Here is a 17,110-nt window from a genome sequence, read left to right as displayed (position 1 = left end):
CGATCAGCGTAAACCTTGCCGACGCCGCCAGTTCAGCAAATAGCGCTGGCCTTCAAGATTGGGGGATTCATCGTAACCGGTGATCCACCCACGGCAGCGCGAGGACCCGCAACCGCAGGCGAACTGCCGCAGCAGTTTGTCTTCGGTGGCGGAGTAATCCATGGTCAGCCGTTCCCCCTCGGCGATATCCCGCAGTGCCCACACCCATAATTCGCTCATGTCGAGAAAGGTGTTCGGGTCGCAACAATGCTCGATCGCGCCGCAAAAGCGCGGATCGTAAAGATGGATACCGACCAGCAGTTGCCGCGTCTGTCGACAGCGATAGGGCAGCAGTTGGCCTGAAATCCGGCACATTCGGGTGATGCGCAGGAATGCCCGGCACGCGATGACAGCGGTAGCCACACCTTCGGGATCGTGAACAATTTCGAAATCCTGCTTTGACGGAAATCCGAGGCGCACGGGAAGTCCGGCAAAAGGATAAATGCCCTCGGTATCGCGTGCCGGTTTACCCGGTGATGCGTAAGTGTTCATAACTGTCCCTGTTGGCTTCGGTGTCGCGACTTCCCTCGGCTGACGTCCTGTCAGTGCTGCAACACGATTGGATCCAAGATTACGTAAATCACACTAGCGGTCTACTGTCAGATCTGACAGGCGAAATAGACGCTTTCCCGAGTCAGCCAAGGCTGACACGGGAACGTCGCACGTGCGTTCAGAGGTGGGTAGGAGGGGCGGCCATGGCCGGGAGCGGGCTCGTTAATTGTTGCAACTGGGATTTGATCGGTGCGCTTGAGCAGGTTTTGTCCGCTTGGGCCACGGTCTCGTTGCGGATCGTGGTGTAGAACAGCTCGCAGGTCTTGGCTTTCTGCGTCACTTGCCAGGTCTGGGTGCAGCTGTTGAGCAGTGTCTTCGGATCGGTGCCCGGTTTGCTGCCCATCCCGGCCTGCCAGCAGGCAGCGCTCAAGTCTTGTCCCATCACCTTCAGACCCGCCGCATCGGCCTTGGCCTGGGCGTCGTCGCCGGTGTAGTTGCTCGGGTCGGCGGCATACCAGATGTAGCTCGGGTGGTTGGAGCCCAGCACCGGCACGTTCACCCCCGCGCTCGGGCTGATGGTCGCCAGGCCCAGCACATTCACGGTCGCACCGTATTGCTGCTTGATCCAGTTACGCACCGGCGCACCAAAGGCAACCATCGGCAGCACGGCGCCGCTGGCGTTCTGGCTGACCTGCTTGACCATGGTGGTCTGGTAATCCTTGAAGTAGTCGTACACGCCTTCCAGATCCTTGCCGGCGCTGGCGGGTGCGGCGATCGGGGCGATGTCGATGATGGTCTGGTAGGCCGGCGTCTGGTCGGCGGGGATGCCATTGTCGGTCAGCAGCGCGGCCCAGCGGTCGGTGGTGTTCGACCGCAGGTAATCCTGGGCCTGGGTCAGCGAGTAATCCGGCGGGAAGTGCAGAAGCTCGACACTCTTGCGGTTTTCCAGGGCCATGCCCAGTGGCAGGAACAGATACCAGCTGTATGCCCATTTGCCGTCGGCATTGAGTTTGCTGGCGCCGGTGTAGGCCAGATCGCCGGCGTCGAGCAGCGCGGTCAGCGGTTTGTCATAGCCCTTCGGTACGCCGCTGATTTCGGCGTAGAGCTGATCGTTGTCGTTTTTCACCAGCACCTTGGCGTTGGTGTAGCCGTCGCGCTGCACGCTCTGGCTCAGGTAATGGGCGACGGTCTGCTCCAGCGTCCAGTTGCGAAAGCAGATCACGCTGCAATTGTTGGGGTAGGCGAAGAGACGGGTGACGCGTTCGGTGCTGCCCAGTTTCAGGTCGACATCGGCGTGGGCGGCGGCGCTCAACGTGAGCGCCGCGAGGGTGAGGCCTGCAAGTTTCAACATGCTCAGATCCTTTTCAGCGAGGGTAAAACCTTGGTGGGGGGGCAATCCGGCCCGCGTCTAGCCTAGCCGGGGAACAGGTGTTTCAGCGAATAACCAAGCTGACTGGCGAGAATCACGCCGGTCATGACCACCAGAAACAGTAATTGCAGCGGGCTGAAGTGCGCCCAGTGCAGCGCGGTCAGCCACGGGTGCTTGTCGCTGAACTCAGGGTCGAGTGTGCCGATGCGCCGCTTGTGCCAGAGCCCGATCAGGATCACGCCGATATAGGTGAAGGCTCCCAGACCACCGAGCATGACCGAGAACAGCAGAATCATGACGGCTTGCGGAACGCCATGGCGCAGCACGAGCCAGCGGGTGTCAGGGTTCCATCGGCGTGGAATGATCTTTTCGGTCATCCACAGATCCTGAACGATCAAATGGGCGCTGATCAGAAACCAATAACTCAAGCCGATCCGGAAAAACCAGACAGGAACGCAGGCGAAGGCCAGCGGGATGACGATGCTCATCGCCGTGGTCTTGTGCTCGGCGGGCAGATAGAACAGCCACAGCGCCAGCGCGATCGCGGCCCATGACTGCAACCAGGTTTCGGCGGCGATGTAGCGCGGCAGGAACCGTCGCCAGTAGAAGACGTCGGCGTAGGGCAGGCGGGCGAGCAGGTCGGGGAAGCGCCACTTTAGAGTCTCCGACAGCTGCTGGCAGGCCTGCCAGTCAGCCGGGATGAACCGGTCGGTCATGTCTTTCTGTTGCCGCGGCTTCATCGGGCTGATCAGCATCCGCGCGGCCAGAGCGTCGGGCGTCCCGTTGCGCTGATCTTCGGCCCGGGCGCACAGGTTGTCGTAGAGGCTCTCCTGGTTGCAGCGCTCGATCATCTCCTGCCAGAGCCATTCCGGTTGCGGATGAATGCCCTTGGTGTCGTCCCAGCCGAACAACTGGGATACGCGGTCGAACAGCGGCACGCTCCACTCTGTGTCCTGCAGCAGTTGCAGGATGATCTGCTGCCAGTGTTCCCGACGGTCGAACACCTGGAGCCAGGGTTGGGCCGTATAAGTCTTGAGCTGCGCGAGAAATTCGCGCTCGTTTTGCGAGGCGAGCAGCGTTTCCAGCGATTGCCGGTAATCCATCAGCAACTCGTTGGCGAGGATGCTGCGCTGCCCCTCGCCGATGACGATCTCCTGCCACGGGCCCAGCCAACCGAGATGCTGCACCGCCCAACGGGCAACCGAAAGGCGCAGGGCGGGCTGATCGAAGCACAATGTCAGCAACAGTGTCTGGAACGCTTGCGCACAATCCTGTTGGCGCGCTTGCTCCCAACGCTGGTCCAGATTGGTGTCCGAGAGGCCGTTCAGCAATAGCGACGCGGCTTCAACGGCCGGGTCGGCGGTCGGTTCCACAGACTCTGGGTTCAAGGGTTGTACCCGCAAGGTCTGCGACTCCAACGGTGCTTCGGGCGCGGCCGGGGTCACCGGTTCGAATAGCGCCGCAGGATAATCCCACGCATCGGTCCCGGTCTTCTGCAGCGGCTGAGCCCTGGACTGCTCTTGTACCGCCAGCGCGGCGATCCCCGGAGCCAGCAGGACGTCGCCGTGTTCCTCGGTCTCTTCGTTTTCAAGGCGCCACTGGGCAATCGACAGTGCGCGCTCATAAGCCTCGCGCAGGCGCTGGAAGCCTGCGGCATCCTCATCGGGCCGAAAGACTTTCAGCAGGCGCGCATAGCTGCGCTTGATATCACGCAGCCCTGCATCTTCGGGCAGTTCCAGGACAGACCAGCATTCCATGTCGTGCTTCCTTACTGCCAGGGGCTGCGGTCGAGGGCGCTCAACTGCTTGCTCAGTTCGGTGCGGGTTTCACGGATCTGCCGCTCGTCCTGGGAGTCCAGCGCCTGCTGGAATTGCTTGGCCCAATAGCCGATCTGATCGCGCAGGTCGCCCAGGCTTTCCTGATACAGGCGTTCCAGCCGTGCACTGAGCAGGGTGTTCACCTGTTGCTCGCGCGGATGGATCTTCAATTGCGCCAAGGCTTGCAGACGCTGCTGGATTTCCTCGGGCGTCAGCACGCCGGGGTTGTTTTCGATGACCAGCGAATGCTGCTGACCGGTCAGGGGAATGCTGACCTGGGCTTCCAGCAAACCGTTGTTGTCGTAGGTGAAGCGCACATCCAGCTCGACTTCGCCGGCCTTGCGCTTGGGCACCTTGATGTCCAGTTGGCCGAGCGCCACGTTGTCTTTGACCAGGCGGCTTTCACCCTGAAAGATTTTCACGACGACCTGTTCCTGATTGTCGTGAAGGGTCTGCACGGTTTTCACCCGGCTGACCGGTACGATGCTGTTGCGTTCGATGATCGGCAGGTAATGACCGCTTTCATACTGGCGACCGACCTGGGTGGAGGTCTCGATCCCCAGGGTGTAGGAGCAGACATCGGTGAGCACCACTTCTTCCAGCGCGGCCGAACGGGCCTTGAGTGCTGCCTGGATCGCGGCGCCCTGTGCCACGACCTGATCCGGATCTAGGCTGATCGAAGGGAAGCGGCCGAACAGCCCGGCGGCCAGTTTGCGTACCAGCGGCATGCGGGTGGTGCCGCCGACCAGCAGGATCTCATCGAGGTCGCTGACGCGGATGCGTGCGTCGCGCAGGGCCCGTTCGATAGGCGCGCGCAGGCGTTCGAGCAGCGGCATGTACAGCGTCGCCATTTGCGCCTGAGTGATGGTCTGGGTCCATTGCTTTTCGCCGACCTGCAATCTGAATTCGGCGCTGGCGTCCTGCCCCAGTGCGCGGCGCACACGTTCTGCCTCGCGGCGCAGCGGCTGGAGGATGGTGGAGCGCTCGGGGAAGTCCGACACGTTGCGATGCTGATCGATAAAGTGCTCGAGCAGCACGTTGTCGAAATCCTCGCCGCCGAGGAAGTTGTCACCGGCGCTGGCGCGCACTTCCATGACACCCTCGAAGAGTTCGAGAATCGACACGTCGAACGTACCGCCGCCCAGGTCGAACACCAGGAACGAAGTTTCCTTGTCCCGTTGGTGCAGACCGTAGGCGAGTGCAGCGGCGGTGGGTTCGTTGATCAGCTTTTCGACTTTCAGGCCCGCCAGTTCACCGGCGATGCGCGTGGCCTTGCGCTGGGCGTCGCTGAAATAGGCCGGAACGCTGATCACGGCTTCCGTGACGGTCTGGCCGTAGGTGCGCTCGACGTCTTCTTTCAGGCTCTTGAGCACCAGCGCCGACAGCTCTTCAGGACGGAATTTTTTATCCCCGAGGTAGACCTCCGTCGCGCTGCCCATATGGCGCTTGAACAGCGACGCGGTCAGGCGCGGATGGGTGTGCAGACGTTCACGGGCAGCTTGCCCGACCAGAATCCGGCCCTGATCGTCCAGGCCTACCACGCTGGGTGTCAGAAACTGCCCCAGGGCGTTAGGCACCAACTCAGTGGCATCGCCGCGCCATACGGCAACAAGGCTGTTGGTGGTTCCCAGGTCAATCCCGACGATCATTGCAACGAACTCCCTTTGCGCTCAGACAAAAAATGAAACAGATATTGGGCGCGCAAGAATATTACCGAGGCGGTGGCGCGGTAAAGAAAGATGATGGCTCTGAGCCATTATTTGCGACAGGCAACCGCAGGAAGGATCGTTCGGGTCGCTTTTTGTCGAAGGGGTCGAAGGGAAAGACAGGGCGCCGGAGCCGGCGCCCTGTGGTCATCGTTTAAGGCATGACCGGCGGCAAGTACGAAAGCGTCGTGCCCAGCGCCCACAGCAGCACCAGCACCAACGGCGTGTGCACCAGCAATTGCACGAACGAGAAACCGATCAGATCCCGCGCCTTCAACCCCAGCACGCCCAGCAGCGGCAGCATGTAGAACGGGTTGATCAGGTTCGGCAGGGCTTCGGCGGCATTGTAGATCTGGACCGCCCAACCGAGGTGATAGTTGAGATCGTTGGCTACCTGCATCACGTACGGCGCCTCGATGATCCACTTGCCGCCGCCGGACGGAATGAAGAAGCCGAGAATCGCCGAGTACACACCCATGAGCAGCGCATAGGTGTCGTGGGAGGCAATGCTGACGAAAAATGTCGAGATGTGATGAGCCAGGGTCTGAGCGTCAGTGCCCTTGACCGTGGTCATCAGCGCGGCAATCGAGCCGTACAGCGGGAACTGGATCAGCACCCCGGTGGTGGTCGGCACGGCGCGCGACACCGCATCGAGGAAACTGCGTGGACGCCAGTGCAGCAGCGCACCGAGCATGATGAACAGGAAGTTGTAGGTGTTGAGCCCGGAAATCGCAGTGATCGCAGGTTTGGTCGAAAACTCGTGGAACAGCCATCCGGCCGCCAGCAGCACCAGCAGGATGATCAGCAGCGGGCTGTGTTCCAGCCATTCACCGGGGCGGGTGCGCGGTTGCAGCGGCGGCAGGTTGAAGGCCGGGTCGATGCCGCAGGCCTTGGCATCACGCGCCGAGTTCGGGCCGGGCGCGGTGGCGTAGGCGATGATGATCGAAATCACGATCAGCGCCAGCAGCATCACCCCCGATTGCCAGAGGAAAATCGTCTGGGTGAACGGAATCACCCCGGTGATCGACAGGATCGACGGCGGCAGGCTGGCCGGGTTGGCCTGCAACTGCGCAGCAGACGACGACAGCCCCAGCGCCCACACGGCGCCGAGGCCAAGGTAGGCGGCGGCACCGGCGGCGCGGTAGTCCATTTTCAGATCCGTGCGGCGGGCGAGGGCGCGTACCAGCAGACCGCCGAATACCAGCGACAGACCCCAGTTGAGCAAGGACGCGACCATCGAAATCAGCGCGACCCAGGCCACGGCCGAGCGACCGTTTTTCGGGATACGCGCCAGGCGATCGATCAGTTTTACGGCGGGCGGCGAACTGGCCACGACATAACCGCCGATCACCACAAAAGCCATCTGCATGGTGAACGGGATCAGGCTCCAGAACCCGTCCCCGAAGGCCATGGCGGCGTCGGTGGGTTTGGCGCCCATGGCCAGGGTCGCCAGCGCGACGATGATCACCGCCAGCGCGGCGAATACCCAGGAGTCGGGAAACCAGCGTTCGGCGAAACTTGAACAGCGCAAGGCAAAGCGCGCAGAGCGGCTATCTTCGATATCAACGGCCACGGGAGTACCTCGGATTTTTATGTTTATTGTGGTCTTCGGGGCTAGGCCGGCCCGTCTGGACAGGTGCCAACAGTAAATCAACCGGCGGATTTTTGTGACCGTGTTTTGCCGAATCAGACTATGGTCTAACGGGTTGTCCGGCGGCCCGTTTGCGTAGACCATGGGCGCCTTGGTTTTTTGCCTGCCAGAGTTCTTTGCCATGACTGCCCATTCCACTGCCCGACCGGCGCCGTTCAGCCGTTCCGACTACAAGACCCTCGGCCTTGCGGCCCTGGGCGGGGCGCTGGAGATCTACGATTTCATCATTTTCGTGTTCTTCGCCCTGACCCTCAGCCAGCTGTTCTTCCCGCCGGAAATGCCCGAGTGGCTGCGTCTGCTGCAAAGCTTCGGGATCTTCGTCACCGGCTATCTGGCGCGCCCGCTGGGCGGAATCCTGATGGCGCATTTCGCCGACCGGCTGGGACGCAAGAAGGTCTTCAGCCTGAGCATCCTGATGATGGCGCTGCCGTGCCTGCTGATCGGGATCATGCCGACCTACGCGCAGATCGGCTATTTCGCACCGCTGTTGCTACTGGCGCTGCGCATCCTGCAAGGCGCGGCGGTGGGTGGTGAAGTGCCAAGCGCCTGGGTGTTCGTGGCCGAGCACGCGCCGGCCGGACATCGCGGTTATGCGTTGGGCTTTCTGCAGGCCGGGCTGACCTTCGGTTATCTGATCGGCGCATTGACCGCGACTTGCCTGGCGCAAGTGTTCACCCCGGCCGAAGTGCTGGATTACGCGTGGCGTTATCCGTTCCTGCTCGGTGGTGTGTTCGGCGTGATCGGTGTCTGGCTGCGCCGCTGGCTGAGCGAAACCCCGGTGTTCATGGCCATGGAGGCGCAACGTGAGGCGCGGGTCGAGCTGCCGTTGCGCACCGTGCTGCGCGATCATCGCCTGGCCATGTTGCCGGCCATGCTTCTGACCTGCGTGCTGACCTCGGCAGTGGTGGTGTTCGTGGTCATCACCCCGACCATGATGCAAAAAACCTTCGGCATGACCGCCGGTCACACCTTCGCGTTGAGCGCGCTGGGCATTGTCTTTCTGAACATCGGCTGCGTGATCGCCGGAAGGCTGGTCGATCGCATCGGCGCCTGGCGCACGGTCATGCTCTACAGCCTGCTGCTGCCGCTGGGGATCGGCCTGCTTTATAGCTGCCTGATCAGCGGCGGGGATTGGGTCGGTCTGGCCTACGCCATCGCCGGGTTGTGCTGTGGCGTAGTGGGTGCGGTGCCGTCGGTGATGGTCGGCCTGTTCCCGGCGCGGATCCGCGTTTCCGGGATCTCCTTCACCTACAACATTGCCTACGCTGCCTGGGCCAGTGTCACACCGTTGCTGCTGATTGGTCTGATGCCGTGGAGTCCGTGGATCTGTGTGATGTTCTGTGGGGTGATGGGCGTGGTGGGCGTCGTCAGTGCGGCGTATTTCGGCTCGCGGATGCCGCGTGCGGAACAGTGTCCGATGGCCGGCACCGCCTGAGTTGTGGAGGCGTAACTATTTTTGTAGGACAAGCCTCAAGCACTCTTCAGAAAAGATTTCCAAGGCCGATGGTTAGGCTGCATACCCGCTCTCCATCCAGTCCATCGGTGCTTTCCCATGTTCAACAAACGCCTGAAGCAAGAGCTGGCGGCTCTTCGTGAAGAACTCTCCAGCCTTCTGCAAGTGAAGGAGAGCCTGGAAAGCGAGATGATGGTGCTCAATCTCGAGCCCGACGGACGCATTCAGTCGGTCAACCAGAACTTTCTCAGTGAAATGCTCTACAAGAGCCACGACCTGATCGGCCGCGCCATCGAAGACATCGTGCCGGCCCATGTGAAATCCGACGAATTTCATCACCGCTTCAAGGCAGCATTGACCCGTGGCGAGCATTTCGCCGGTGCCGTGCGTCTTTCCCGTGGTAATGGGGAAGAGGCGTGGTTGCGTTCGATCGTGCAGCCGGTACGGTCTTCGGACGGGAGAATCAAGCATTTCTCGATCTACTCCAGCGACCTGACCCGCACTATCGAAGCCTCCCGCGAACACGAAAACCTGATTGGCGCGCTGGTGCGTTCGACCGCCGTGATCGAGTTCGACCTCGCCGGTAACGTGCTGAGTGCCAACGAACGATTCCTTCACGGCATGGGTTACAGCCTGGCGCAGATCAAGGGCAAACATCACCGCATGTTCTGTGACCCGGGCGAAGCCAACAGCACCGAGTATCAGAACTTCTGGCGTCGCCTGAACAACGGCGAATTTGTCGCCGGCCGTTTCAAGCGGGTCGACAGCCATGGCCGGACCGTCTGGCTGGAGGCGTCCTACAACCCGGTGCTCGACGCCAATGAAAAGCTCTACAAAGTGGTGAAGTTCGCCACGGTGATTACCGATCAGGTCAATCAGGAACAGGCCGTCGCCGACGCCGCCAACATCGCCTACAGCACGTCCCTGCAGACCGACAGCACCGCCCAGCGCGGCACCCGTGTGGTGACTGAAGCGGTTAACGTGATGCGCGATCTGTCCAGGCACATGCAGACCGCCGGCGAAGGCATCGAGGCGCTGAACGAGCAATCCCAGGTGATCGGCACCATCGTCAAGACCATCAGCGGCATTGCCGAACAGACCAACCTGCTGGCGCTCAACGCCGCCATTGAAGCTGCTCGTGCCGGTGAGCAAGGGCGGGGGTTCGCGGTGGTGGCCGACGAAGTGCGGCAACTGGCCTCGCGGACCAGCCAGGCGACCGAAGAAATCGTCGGTGTGGTGCGCCAGAACCAGGACATGGCGCGCAACGCCGTGGCCCTGATGACCGACGGCAAGCAACAGGCCGAACAAGGGCTGGCGCTGGCGGCGGAGGCCGGTACGGTGATCGTCGAGATCCAGGACGGCGCGCAGAAAGTGGTGGATGCGGTCGGCCAGTTCGCCAACCAGTTATCCAACTGATGCCTGCCAGGCGAAGGGAGGGGCGACGGCCATCCCTTCGTTGTTTTTATCCCGCTACAATCGGCTCTTTTTCCCGGAGCAGATCCCATGAGCGAGTCCTTCCGTCGCCCGGTTCCCCTGAACAAAGCCTACCGCCTGCTCAATCACGGGCCGACTGTGCTGGTCAGCGCCGCCCATGACGGGCAGCGCAACATCATGGCTGCGGCGTGGGCCATGCCGCTGGACTTCGAGCCGCCGAAAGTTGCAGTGGTTCTCGATAAATCCACCTGGACCCGGCAACTGCTCGAGGCCTCGGGCACCTTCGTTCTCAACGTGCCGTGCGTGAATCAGGCTGACATCGTGCAAACCGTTGGCTCGACTTCGGGTCTTGAAATCAATCGGGATCAGGGGCGGGACAAGTTCCAGGCTTATGGCCTGCCGACTTTCGCCGGCGAGCAGATCGAGGCACCGATGCTGGACGGTTGCGTGGCCTGGCTCGAATGCCGGTTGCTGCCGGAGCCGCGCAATCATGAACAGTACGACCTGTTCCTGGCCGAGGTGATCGCGGCGCAGGCTGATTCGCGGGTGTTCAGCGATGGACGCTGGCACTTCGATGGGCATGACGGGTTGCGTACTCTGCACCATGTGGCGGGTGGGCATTTCCTGACGATTGGCGATCCGGTGGATGGCAAGACGCTTGAGGTTTGAGCGTCGCTGGATGACAAGTCATGGCCGGATGTTGCAATACAAAAAAGGCTTACCTCTCGGTAAGCCTTTTTCAGTTGGCAGTGCTGATTCAATCCCCTAACGCTACCCCTTCACGCCGAGGATCTGCCCCACCATCCAGCGTTGCCTTCCCCTGAGCATCCTTGGCCCGCACGATGGCCTGGGTGCCGCTGGTCATGTCGATTTCGTTGACGGTGTGGCCCTTGTCCTTGAGTGCCTGGATAAGCGTCGGGCTGAACTGGCCCTGTTCCAGTTCCGTCGGGCCGTTGCGGCTGCCGAAGTTGGGCAGGCTGATGGCGCTTTGCGGGTCGAGGTTCCAGTCGAGCAGGCCGACGGTGGTTTTGGCCACGTATTCGATGATCTGCGAGCCGCCGGGAGAGCCGACGGTGGCGACGAACTCGCCGCTGTTGCGGTCGAAGATCAGGGTCGGCGCCATCGACGAGCGCGGGCGTTTGCCGGGCTCTACGCGGTTGGCGACTTTCTGTCCGTTCTCTTCGGGGATGAACGAGAAGTCGGTCATCTGATTGTTCAGGAGGAAGCCCTGAACCATCAGGTGCGAACCAAACGCTGCTTCGATGGTGGTGGTCATCGACACGGCGCCACCGAAGTCATCCACAGCCACCACTTGCGAGGTGGATATGCGCAGCGGCGAACGATCCGGGGCGTAGGCGACCTGCACGCCCGGCGGTGTGCCGGGTTTGGCACTGCCCATGCTGCGTTCGCCGATCAGGCTGGCGCGGCTGGCCAGGTAACCCGGATCGACCAGGCCTTTGACCGGCACCGGCACGAAGTCGGTATCGGCTACGTATTGCGCGCGATCGGCGTAGGCCAGGCGCTCGGCTTCGGCGATCAGGTGCACGGCTTGCGGCGCAGGTTCGAGGCCGGCGGGTTTATCGGTCTTCACAGGTTTGAGCGGCGTCAGGGACAGGCGCGGATCGCGGGTTTCCAGCGCCTGCAAGGTGCCGAGGATTTGCGCCACCGCGATCCCGCCCGATGATGGCGGCGGCATCCCGCACACCTGCCAGCGTTTGTAGTCGGTGCACAGAGGCGCGCGTTCCTTGGCCTGATAGTGCTGAAGGTCGTTCAGCGACAGGCTGCCGGGGTTGGCGTGGCCCTGAACCTTGGCCACGATCTCTTCGGCGATCGGGCCTTTGTACAGCGCGTCTGCACCTTCGTTGGCGACGCGCTTGAGCACGGCGGCCAGTGCCGGGTTCTGCAAGCGAGTGCCGACGGCTTTGACGCTGCCATCGCTGTTCAGAAAATACTTGGCCATGTCCGGCGAGCGGCGAATCACCGGGTCGGATTCCAGCAGCGAATGCAGGCGCGGGGAGATCGCAAAACCCTGCTCGGCCAGTTTGATCGCCGGCTCGAACAATGTTGCCCACGGCAAGCGGCCGTGCTTTTTGTGCGCCAGCTCCAGCGCGCGCATCACGCCCGGCGTGCCGACGGAGCGCCCGCCGATCTGCGCCTGCGGGAACGGCATCGGTTTGCCGTCGGCCTGTAGAAACAGCTTCTCGGTCGCGCCGGCCGGTGCGGTTTCGCGCCCGTCGTAGGTGCGCACCTGTTTGCCGTCCCACAGCACGATCATCGCGCCGCCACCGATCCCGGAGGATTGCGGTTCGACCAGGGTCAACACGGCTTGCATTGCGATGGCGGCATCGATGGCTGAACCACCCTGACGCAACATCTCGCGACCGGCCTCGGCGGCCAGCGGATTGGCAGCGGCGGCCATGTGTTTCTCGGCGTGGCTGGCTTGCAGGCCGGTGCGGTAACCGGAGGCGGCTTCCGGTGCAAGCGGCAAGGTCGAGGAGGGCGGGGCGTTGCAGGCCGTGAGGGCGATAGCGCTGACGATCAGCGTCAGGGCAGGCAGGCGAAACCGGTTCAGGGGCAGGGCTGGAAACACGCGGGGCTCTCCGTCCGTGGGATAAAGGTCTGACGGACTGTATCGGCCGACCGTGTACGACGCAAACCATCGGCTTCTTTGTCCTTCATGCCTTGGCGAATTTTCTGTAGGGTCATGGGCAAACGTGAAGCCAGAACAATCAACAAGAGGCCGCCATGCACAACGAGTTTCCGACCCAGCCCAGCTATCGCGAACAGCGCGAGCGCTTTCTTGCCGCCGCGAAGGGGGCGGGTGCAACGCTCTCTTCGTACGCGCATCCGCTCAATGGGCCGTTTGGCGAGTCTTTGAGTACCGATGTCGCGGTGCTGGGGGATCCATCAGCCAAACGGCGTCTGGTGGCGCTCAGCGGCACCCATGGGGTTGAGGGTTATTACGGTTCGCAATGCCAGATCGACTGGCTCAAGCATTTCACGCCGGACTCGCTGCCGAAGGATGTCGCGGTGGTGATGATTCACCTGATCAACCCGTGGGGCACGGCGTGGCTGCGGCGGGTCAATGAAGACAATATCGACCTCAACCGCAATCACCTGGATTTCAACCGACCGCTTCCGGACAACCGCGCTTACTCGACGCTCCATGAAATTTACGCCTGCACCGATTTGAATGGCCCCGAGCGGCAAAAGGCTGATGCCTTGCTTGATGTGCAAATCAACGAGCATGGCTGGCCGGCGGTGATGTCGATTGTCGAAGGCGGCCAGCACATTCATTCCGACGGTCTGTTTTTTGGTGGCCTCGGGCCGAGTTGGTCGAATCGAACGCTACATTCAATCATCGACAATCATCTGGCCGGTGCTGAAACCGTGATGTGTTTCGACCTGCACACCGGCGCCGGCGATTACGGCCATCCGATGTTGCTGACGATTACCCAGGCGCCTTATCCGGCACTGGCCCAGGCACAATCAATCTACGGCCCGTGGCTCTACACCTTGCACACGGGAGCTGAAACCCTGAGCGAAACCGGTATTGCAGCGACCGCTACCGGCTACACCTCGCAGGCACTGCTCAATGCGTTACCACATGTGCAACTGATGCCGTTTGTGATCGAGTGCGGGACTTATCCGGGGCCGGACGTGCATCGTTACCTGCGCGATGATCATTGGCTGCATCTGCATGGCGATCCGCTGGATGCGACGGGGAGGGCGATCAAGTTGAATCTGCTGGAGCAGTTTTATCCGGCGGATCCGGACTGGCGGGCGATGGTCGGTTTGCGCACGCGGCAGATCTGGGCGAAAGGGCTCTCGGCCCTGGGGGATGAGGTATAAACAAACGGCTTGCCTTTCGGTAAGCCGTTTTGACTATTAGGTGATACGCAGCCGTTTGGTTTATCGATGCCAGGTGTTTACTGCTTGAAACCAGGCAGCCCATTTGCCTCATGCCATGCAGCGACGGTACGAGCTATGCCAGAAGATGACGTGTCAGCACCTGGCTCAGGGTAATAGATAAGGTCCATCTTGCTTGGATGCCCAACGATCTCGTTGAAGTGCAGTAATAAAATATCCGCACGGCGCTGCTGCAGGATTCCACCACCGGCCATGCGCCCCAATGCCAGATCGGCGCCGATTGCCTTCGCTACGGCGTGACTGGCAGCGGGAATGCGCAGGGCGCCCGCCACCATGACTTTGCCGAAGTGAGAGGCGGGCTCAGGTGTTGTGCCGGCATCCGTCCGGCACCAGTTGCCCGGGGTGCAGGACTTGGCAAATACCAGATCGTCACGAGGCTTTGGCGATGGCCATTCGTCTGTCGGGACGTATACGGGCTCTGGCTCTCGGGGCGGATTCCAGGCAGCCCATGAGGCACCGCCGTTCGGAAGCTTTCGGCGCCAGATATCATCGAAAGAGTCTTTGTCCGGGTCCATGACAACTCCCTGTCTGTCTTTGGATCAAGACAGGGGAGCTTGTCGGTCAATCGGGATGGCGATCAAACCGACTTGCCGAGATACAGGGGATGGATCGAACGAAAAATCCTCTTCTTACGCCTGTGGCACTCTGTTCCTACAGAATCAGGCCGGCCCATTGAGGTGGGGCACTTTTCTCGAGGTATAAAAAAACGGCCTACCTTTCGGTAAGCCGTTTTTAGTACTTGGTGGCTACACAGGGACTTGAACCCCGGACCCCAGCATTATGAATGCTATGCTCTAACCAACTGAGCTATGTAGCCAAGTGGCGCGCATTATTCCCCTGAAATGGAAAAGCGTCAAGCGTAAATTAAAAATATTTCTTCTTATTTTCAACCGCTTATCCTCCCGCGCCGAAAATCGGGGCGGGAGGGGCTTTCAACGCAGCTGAAATCTTCCGGTGTTGGCACTCAAGGCGTGGCTGCCCTGGCTCAAGGTGTCCGCCGCGAGGTTCACGGCCCGCGCGCCTTCGAGCAGGCGAACCGCTGCCTGATCCACCTGCTGGATATTGCCGCTGACCTCATCGGCGGTGCTTGCCTGCTCCTCGACTGCCGTGGCGATCTGGGCGAGGGTGTCGGTGACACTCTGTACGGCGCTGGCGATTTCCCCGAGGCGTTCGCCAAGTCCGGTAACGGCTTCGGCATCCGATTGCGCCTGGCCGCACGCCGCTTCCATCAGGCTCACGGCTTCGTTGACGGTATTGCGCAGGCTGTCGACCGTGCCGGCAATCTGCGCCGTGGACGATTGTGTACGTTGCGAGAGGCTGCGCACCTCGTCGGCCACCACGGCAAAACCACGACCTTGTTCCCCGGCGCGCGCAGCCTCGATGGCGGCGTTGAGCGCCAGCAGGTTGGTCTGTTCGGCGACGCCACGAATGGTGTCGACCACCAATTGAATCTGCTGACCTTGCTCGCTGACCCGGCCGAGCGCCGCTGCGGTTTCGTTCAGACGCTGATTGAGTTGCTGAATGCTCGCCGTGGTGCGCTGGCTGTCACGGCTGCTGTCGGCGGCGATGCGCCGGGTGTGCTGTGCGCTGCCCGAAGCCTGTTCGCAACTCTGCGCCACCCCTTGAGAGGTGGCCGCCAGTTGCGTGGCCGCTGCGGCAATCTGGCTGATCTGCAATTGCTGCGCTTCGACTTCGCTGAGAGCGCCGCTGGAGTGATCGTTGAGGCTGCGCACCGCGTTGCTCAACTGCGAAGTCTCGTGATCGACACCCAGCAGGCTGGTGCGCAGTTGCACCACGGCCACGTTGAGCGCAGTGCTGATCGACGCCAGTTCATCTCGGCCAATTACCGGCACTTGCAGGCTCAGATTACCGTCACGCAAGGCTTCGGCCAGCAACGTGATGCCGCTGGCGCTGCGGCGGATCGAGGCTTGCAGGCAGACGAACAGATACAGCGCCGCCAAGAGCAGGCAACCGAAGATCGTCGCCACAACAATGAACTGCCGAATCGCCGATCCGTGGTAGTCATCCAGCCGCTGATCCAGTGACATCAGCGATTGCTGGCGCAGTGTCGCGAGGTTGCCGAGCAAGGCATCGAGAGTGCGCTCGAACTCTTCAGGCTTGAGATTGATGCTGCCGCCGAATACGCCGTCATCCAGCACTTTCAGGCCGGTATCCAGTTGCTTGAGGCTGTCTTGATACTGTCCGGCCCAGCCTTGCAGGGCTGGCGGCAGGCGCGCTTCGAGCAGGCCAGCGGTTTTCACCAACTGCTCGCGGGCATCGCCGATGCGGCTGCGCAGGTCACGCAGTTGCAGACGGCTTTGCAGGGTGAATTGACCGGATACCACGGACGCCTGGCCGACGGCTGCCAGCCGGCCGACACGCTCGATCAGGTCTGGCGCGTGCTGGGTGGAAATCTGCGTCAGCAGATAGGTTTCCAGCCACGGTGCGAGGATCAGTCGGTTGTCCATCGCGATTTGCTCGCGCAAGGCTTGCAGGGCGCTGAGGGCATTGGTGAAACGGTCGTAACCGTCCGGCCACCAGCCGACACTGGAAAGGCTTTTCGAGTCCAGACCGTTGAGCGCGGCTTGCAGGGCCTGATAGCGGGTCAGGGTTTCACCTTCCGCGCCTTCGGCCTGCAAGGCATTGCCCAGCTTCAGCGTCGCCTGGGCAATGGCAGGTTGTACGCCATCGAATGCGGCCATGGCCGCGAGGGTCGCGGGCGTCGGCTGGCGGTTGGTTTCCGTGGCGCGCCAGCGGGCGGCGCGGTCGCGCTGAGCGGCGAGCAGGTTGTCGAGTGCATCGAGGGCGAGCAACTGCCGCACACCGGCGCGTTCGCCGGCGATCAGGTTGAGTTTGTCGCGATAGTCCTGGCCGATCATCAACAGGCTGCCGGCCAATGGCAGGATAAACAGCAGAAACAACAGCTGGAATTTACGCGCGAAGCCAAACCGCCCCAGCAACCCGATCCCCGGTGATAAAAAAGCCTGCATGCCCCATGACTCCTCTGGACACCACGCACCATCGGCGTGCATCGCGGTCGTTGCGACCGGGATTGGTGCCCTGCTAAAAGGCCTCGAAAGTTCACCCTCGCCCGCTCTGTAGGCAGGCTCTGTAGCGAAACTTCCCATTCTCGATGCCCTTTGTAAGGGCACCGCGTTCAAGCGGATAAGCAAGGCAAGATTCAGACCATGGCGTTGCGCTATCACCTGTGTGGCGACG

At 61.7% G+C, this 17,110-nt stretch carries 12 protein-coding genes, 1 tRNA gene and 1 pseudogene; 5 read left to right on the top strand and 9 right to left on the bottom strand.

The window, feature by feature from the left end; genetic code table 11:
• Positions 1 to 3: 3 nt before the first annotated feature.
• From IHQ43_RS24545 to IHQ43_RS24525, 5 genes are all read right to left on the bottom strand, one after another.
• Positions 4 to 531: an SET domain-containing protein-lysine N-methyltransferase gene (locus IHQ43_RS24545; protein ID WP_192562403.1), complete on the bottom strand. Its 528-nt coding sequence runs from the start codon at positions 529 to 531 to the stop codon at positions 4 to 6.
• Between the two features lie 178 nt (positions 532 to 709).
• On the bottom strand, positions 710 to 1,882 hold the full coding sequence (locus IHQ43_RS24540; RefSeq protein ID WP_192562402.1) for a hypothetical protein: 1,173 nt from the start codon (positions 1,880 to 1,882) through the stop codon (positions 710 to 712).
• A gap of 62 nt (positions 1,883 to 1,944) precedes the next feature.
• Positions 1,945 to 3,657, bottom strand: a complete 1,713-nt coding sequence (locus tag IHQ43_RS24535; RefSeq protein ID WP_192562401.1) for a J domain-containing protein — start codon at positions 3,655 to 3,657, stop codon at positions 1,945 to 1,947.
• An 11-nt stretch (positions 3,658 to 3,668) separates the two neighbouring features.
• Positions 3,669 to 5,366 (bottom strand): molecular chaperone HscC, encoded by a 1,698-nt coding sequence (locus tag IHQ43_RS24530; protein ID WP_011335938.1) that lies wholly within the window; start codon positions 5,364 to 5,366, stop codon positions 3,669 to 3,671.
• 211 nt (positions 5,367 to 5,577) lie between these two features.
• Complete coding sequence (locus IHQ43_RS24525; protein WP_007951749.1) at positions 5,578 to 6,996, bottom strand: short-chain fatty acid transporter; 1,419 nt, start codon at positions 6,994 to 6,996, stop codon at positions 5,578 to 5,580.
• A gap of 199 nt (positions 6,997 to 7,195) precedes the next feature.
• Between IHQ43_RS24525 and IHQ43_RS24520 the strand changes: the two genes are divergently transcribed.
• From IHQ43_RS24520 to IHQ43_RS24510, 4 genes and pseudogenes are all read left to right on the top strand, one after another.
• Positions 7,196 to 8,509, top strand: coding sequence for an MFS transporter (locus IHQ43_RS24520; RefSeq protein WP_192562400.1), 1,314 nt, complete (start codon positions 7,196 to 7,198; stop codon positions 8,507 to 8,509).
• A gap of 117 nt (positions 8,510 to 8,626) precedes the next feature.
• Positions 8,627 to 9,355, top strand: a pseudogene (locus IHQ43_RS29910) (PAS domain-containing protein); the annotation flags it as partial.
• A gap of 156 nt (positions 9,356 to 9,511) precedes the next feature.
• Positions 9,512 to 9,943 (top strand): methyl-accepting chemotaxis protein, encoded by a 432-nt coding sequence (locus tag IHQ43_RS29905; protein ID WP_244142299.1) that lies wholly within the window; start codon positions 9,512 to 9,514, stop codon positions 9,941 to 9,943.
• A gap of 87 nt (positions 9,944 to 10,030) precedes the next feature.
• Positions 10,031 to 10,630, top strand: a complete 600-nt coding sequence (locus tag IHQ43_RS24510) for a flavin reductase family protein (RefSeq protein WP_192562398.1) — start codon at positions 10,031 to 10,033, stop codon at positions 10,628 to 10,630.
• Between the two features lie 88 nt (positions 10,631 to 10,718).
• Here IHQ43_RS24510 and ggt read toward each other — a convergent pair whose 3' ends face one another.
• Entirely contained in the window at positions 10,719 to 12,551 is a 1,833-nt protein-coding gene (gene ggt / locus IHQ43_RS24505) for a gamma-glutamyltransferase (protein ID WP_192562397.1), read from the bottom strand.
• Between the two features lie 155 nt (positions 12,552 to 12,706).
• Between ggt and IHQ43_RS24500 the strand changes: the two genes are divergently transcribed.
• Positions 12,707 to 13,813: a DUF2817 domain-containing protein gene (locus tag IHQ43_RS24500; RefSeq protein WP_192562396.1), complete on the top strand. Its 1,107-nt coding sequence runs from the start codon at positions 12,707 to 12,709 to the stop codon at positions 13,811 to 13,813.
• A gap of 77 nt (positions 13,814 to 13,890) precedes the next feature.
• Here IHQ43_RS24500 and IHQ43_RS24490 read toward each other — a convergent pair whose 3' ends face one another.
• The 3 genes from IHQ43_RS24490 to IHQ43_RS24480 form a co-directional block, all read right to left on the bottom strand.
• A complete protein-coding gene (locus IHQ43_RS24490) occupies positions 13,891 to 14,406 on the bottom strand; it encodes a bacteriocin immunity protein (RefSeq protein WP_244142226.1) in 516 nt (171 codons plus the stop codon).
• A gap of 225 nt (positions 14,407 to 14,631) precedes the next feature.
• Positions 14,632 to 14,708 (bottom strand) — tRNA-Met (locus IHQ43_RS24485).
• A 115-nt stretch (positions 14,709 to 14,823) separates the two neighbouring features.
• Positions 14,824 to 16,881: a methyl-accepting chemotaxis protein gene (locus tag IHQ43_RS24480; protein WP_192562395.1), complete on the bottom strand. Its 2,058-nt coding sequence runs from the start codon at positions 16,879 to 16,881 to the stop codon at positions 14,824 to 14,826.
• Positions 16,882 to 17,110 lie beyond the last annotated feature (229 nt).

The organism is Pseudomonas gozinkensis (genome assembly GCF_014863585.1).
Lineage (GTDB): Bacteria > Pseudomonadota > Gammaproteobacteria > Pseudomonadales > Pseudomonadaceae > Aquipseudomonas > Aquipseudomonas gozinkensis.
This window is presented reverse-complemented; position numbering and strand designations above follow the sequence as displayed.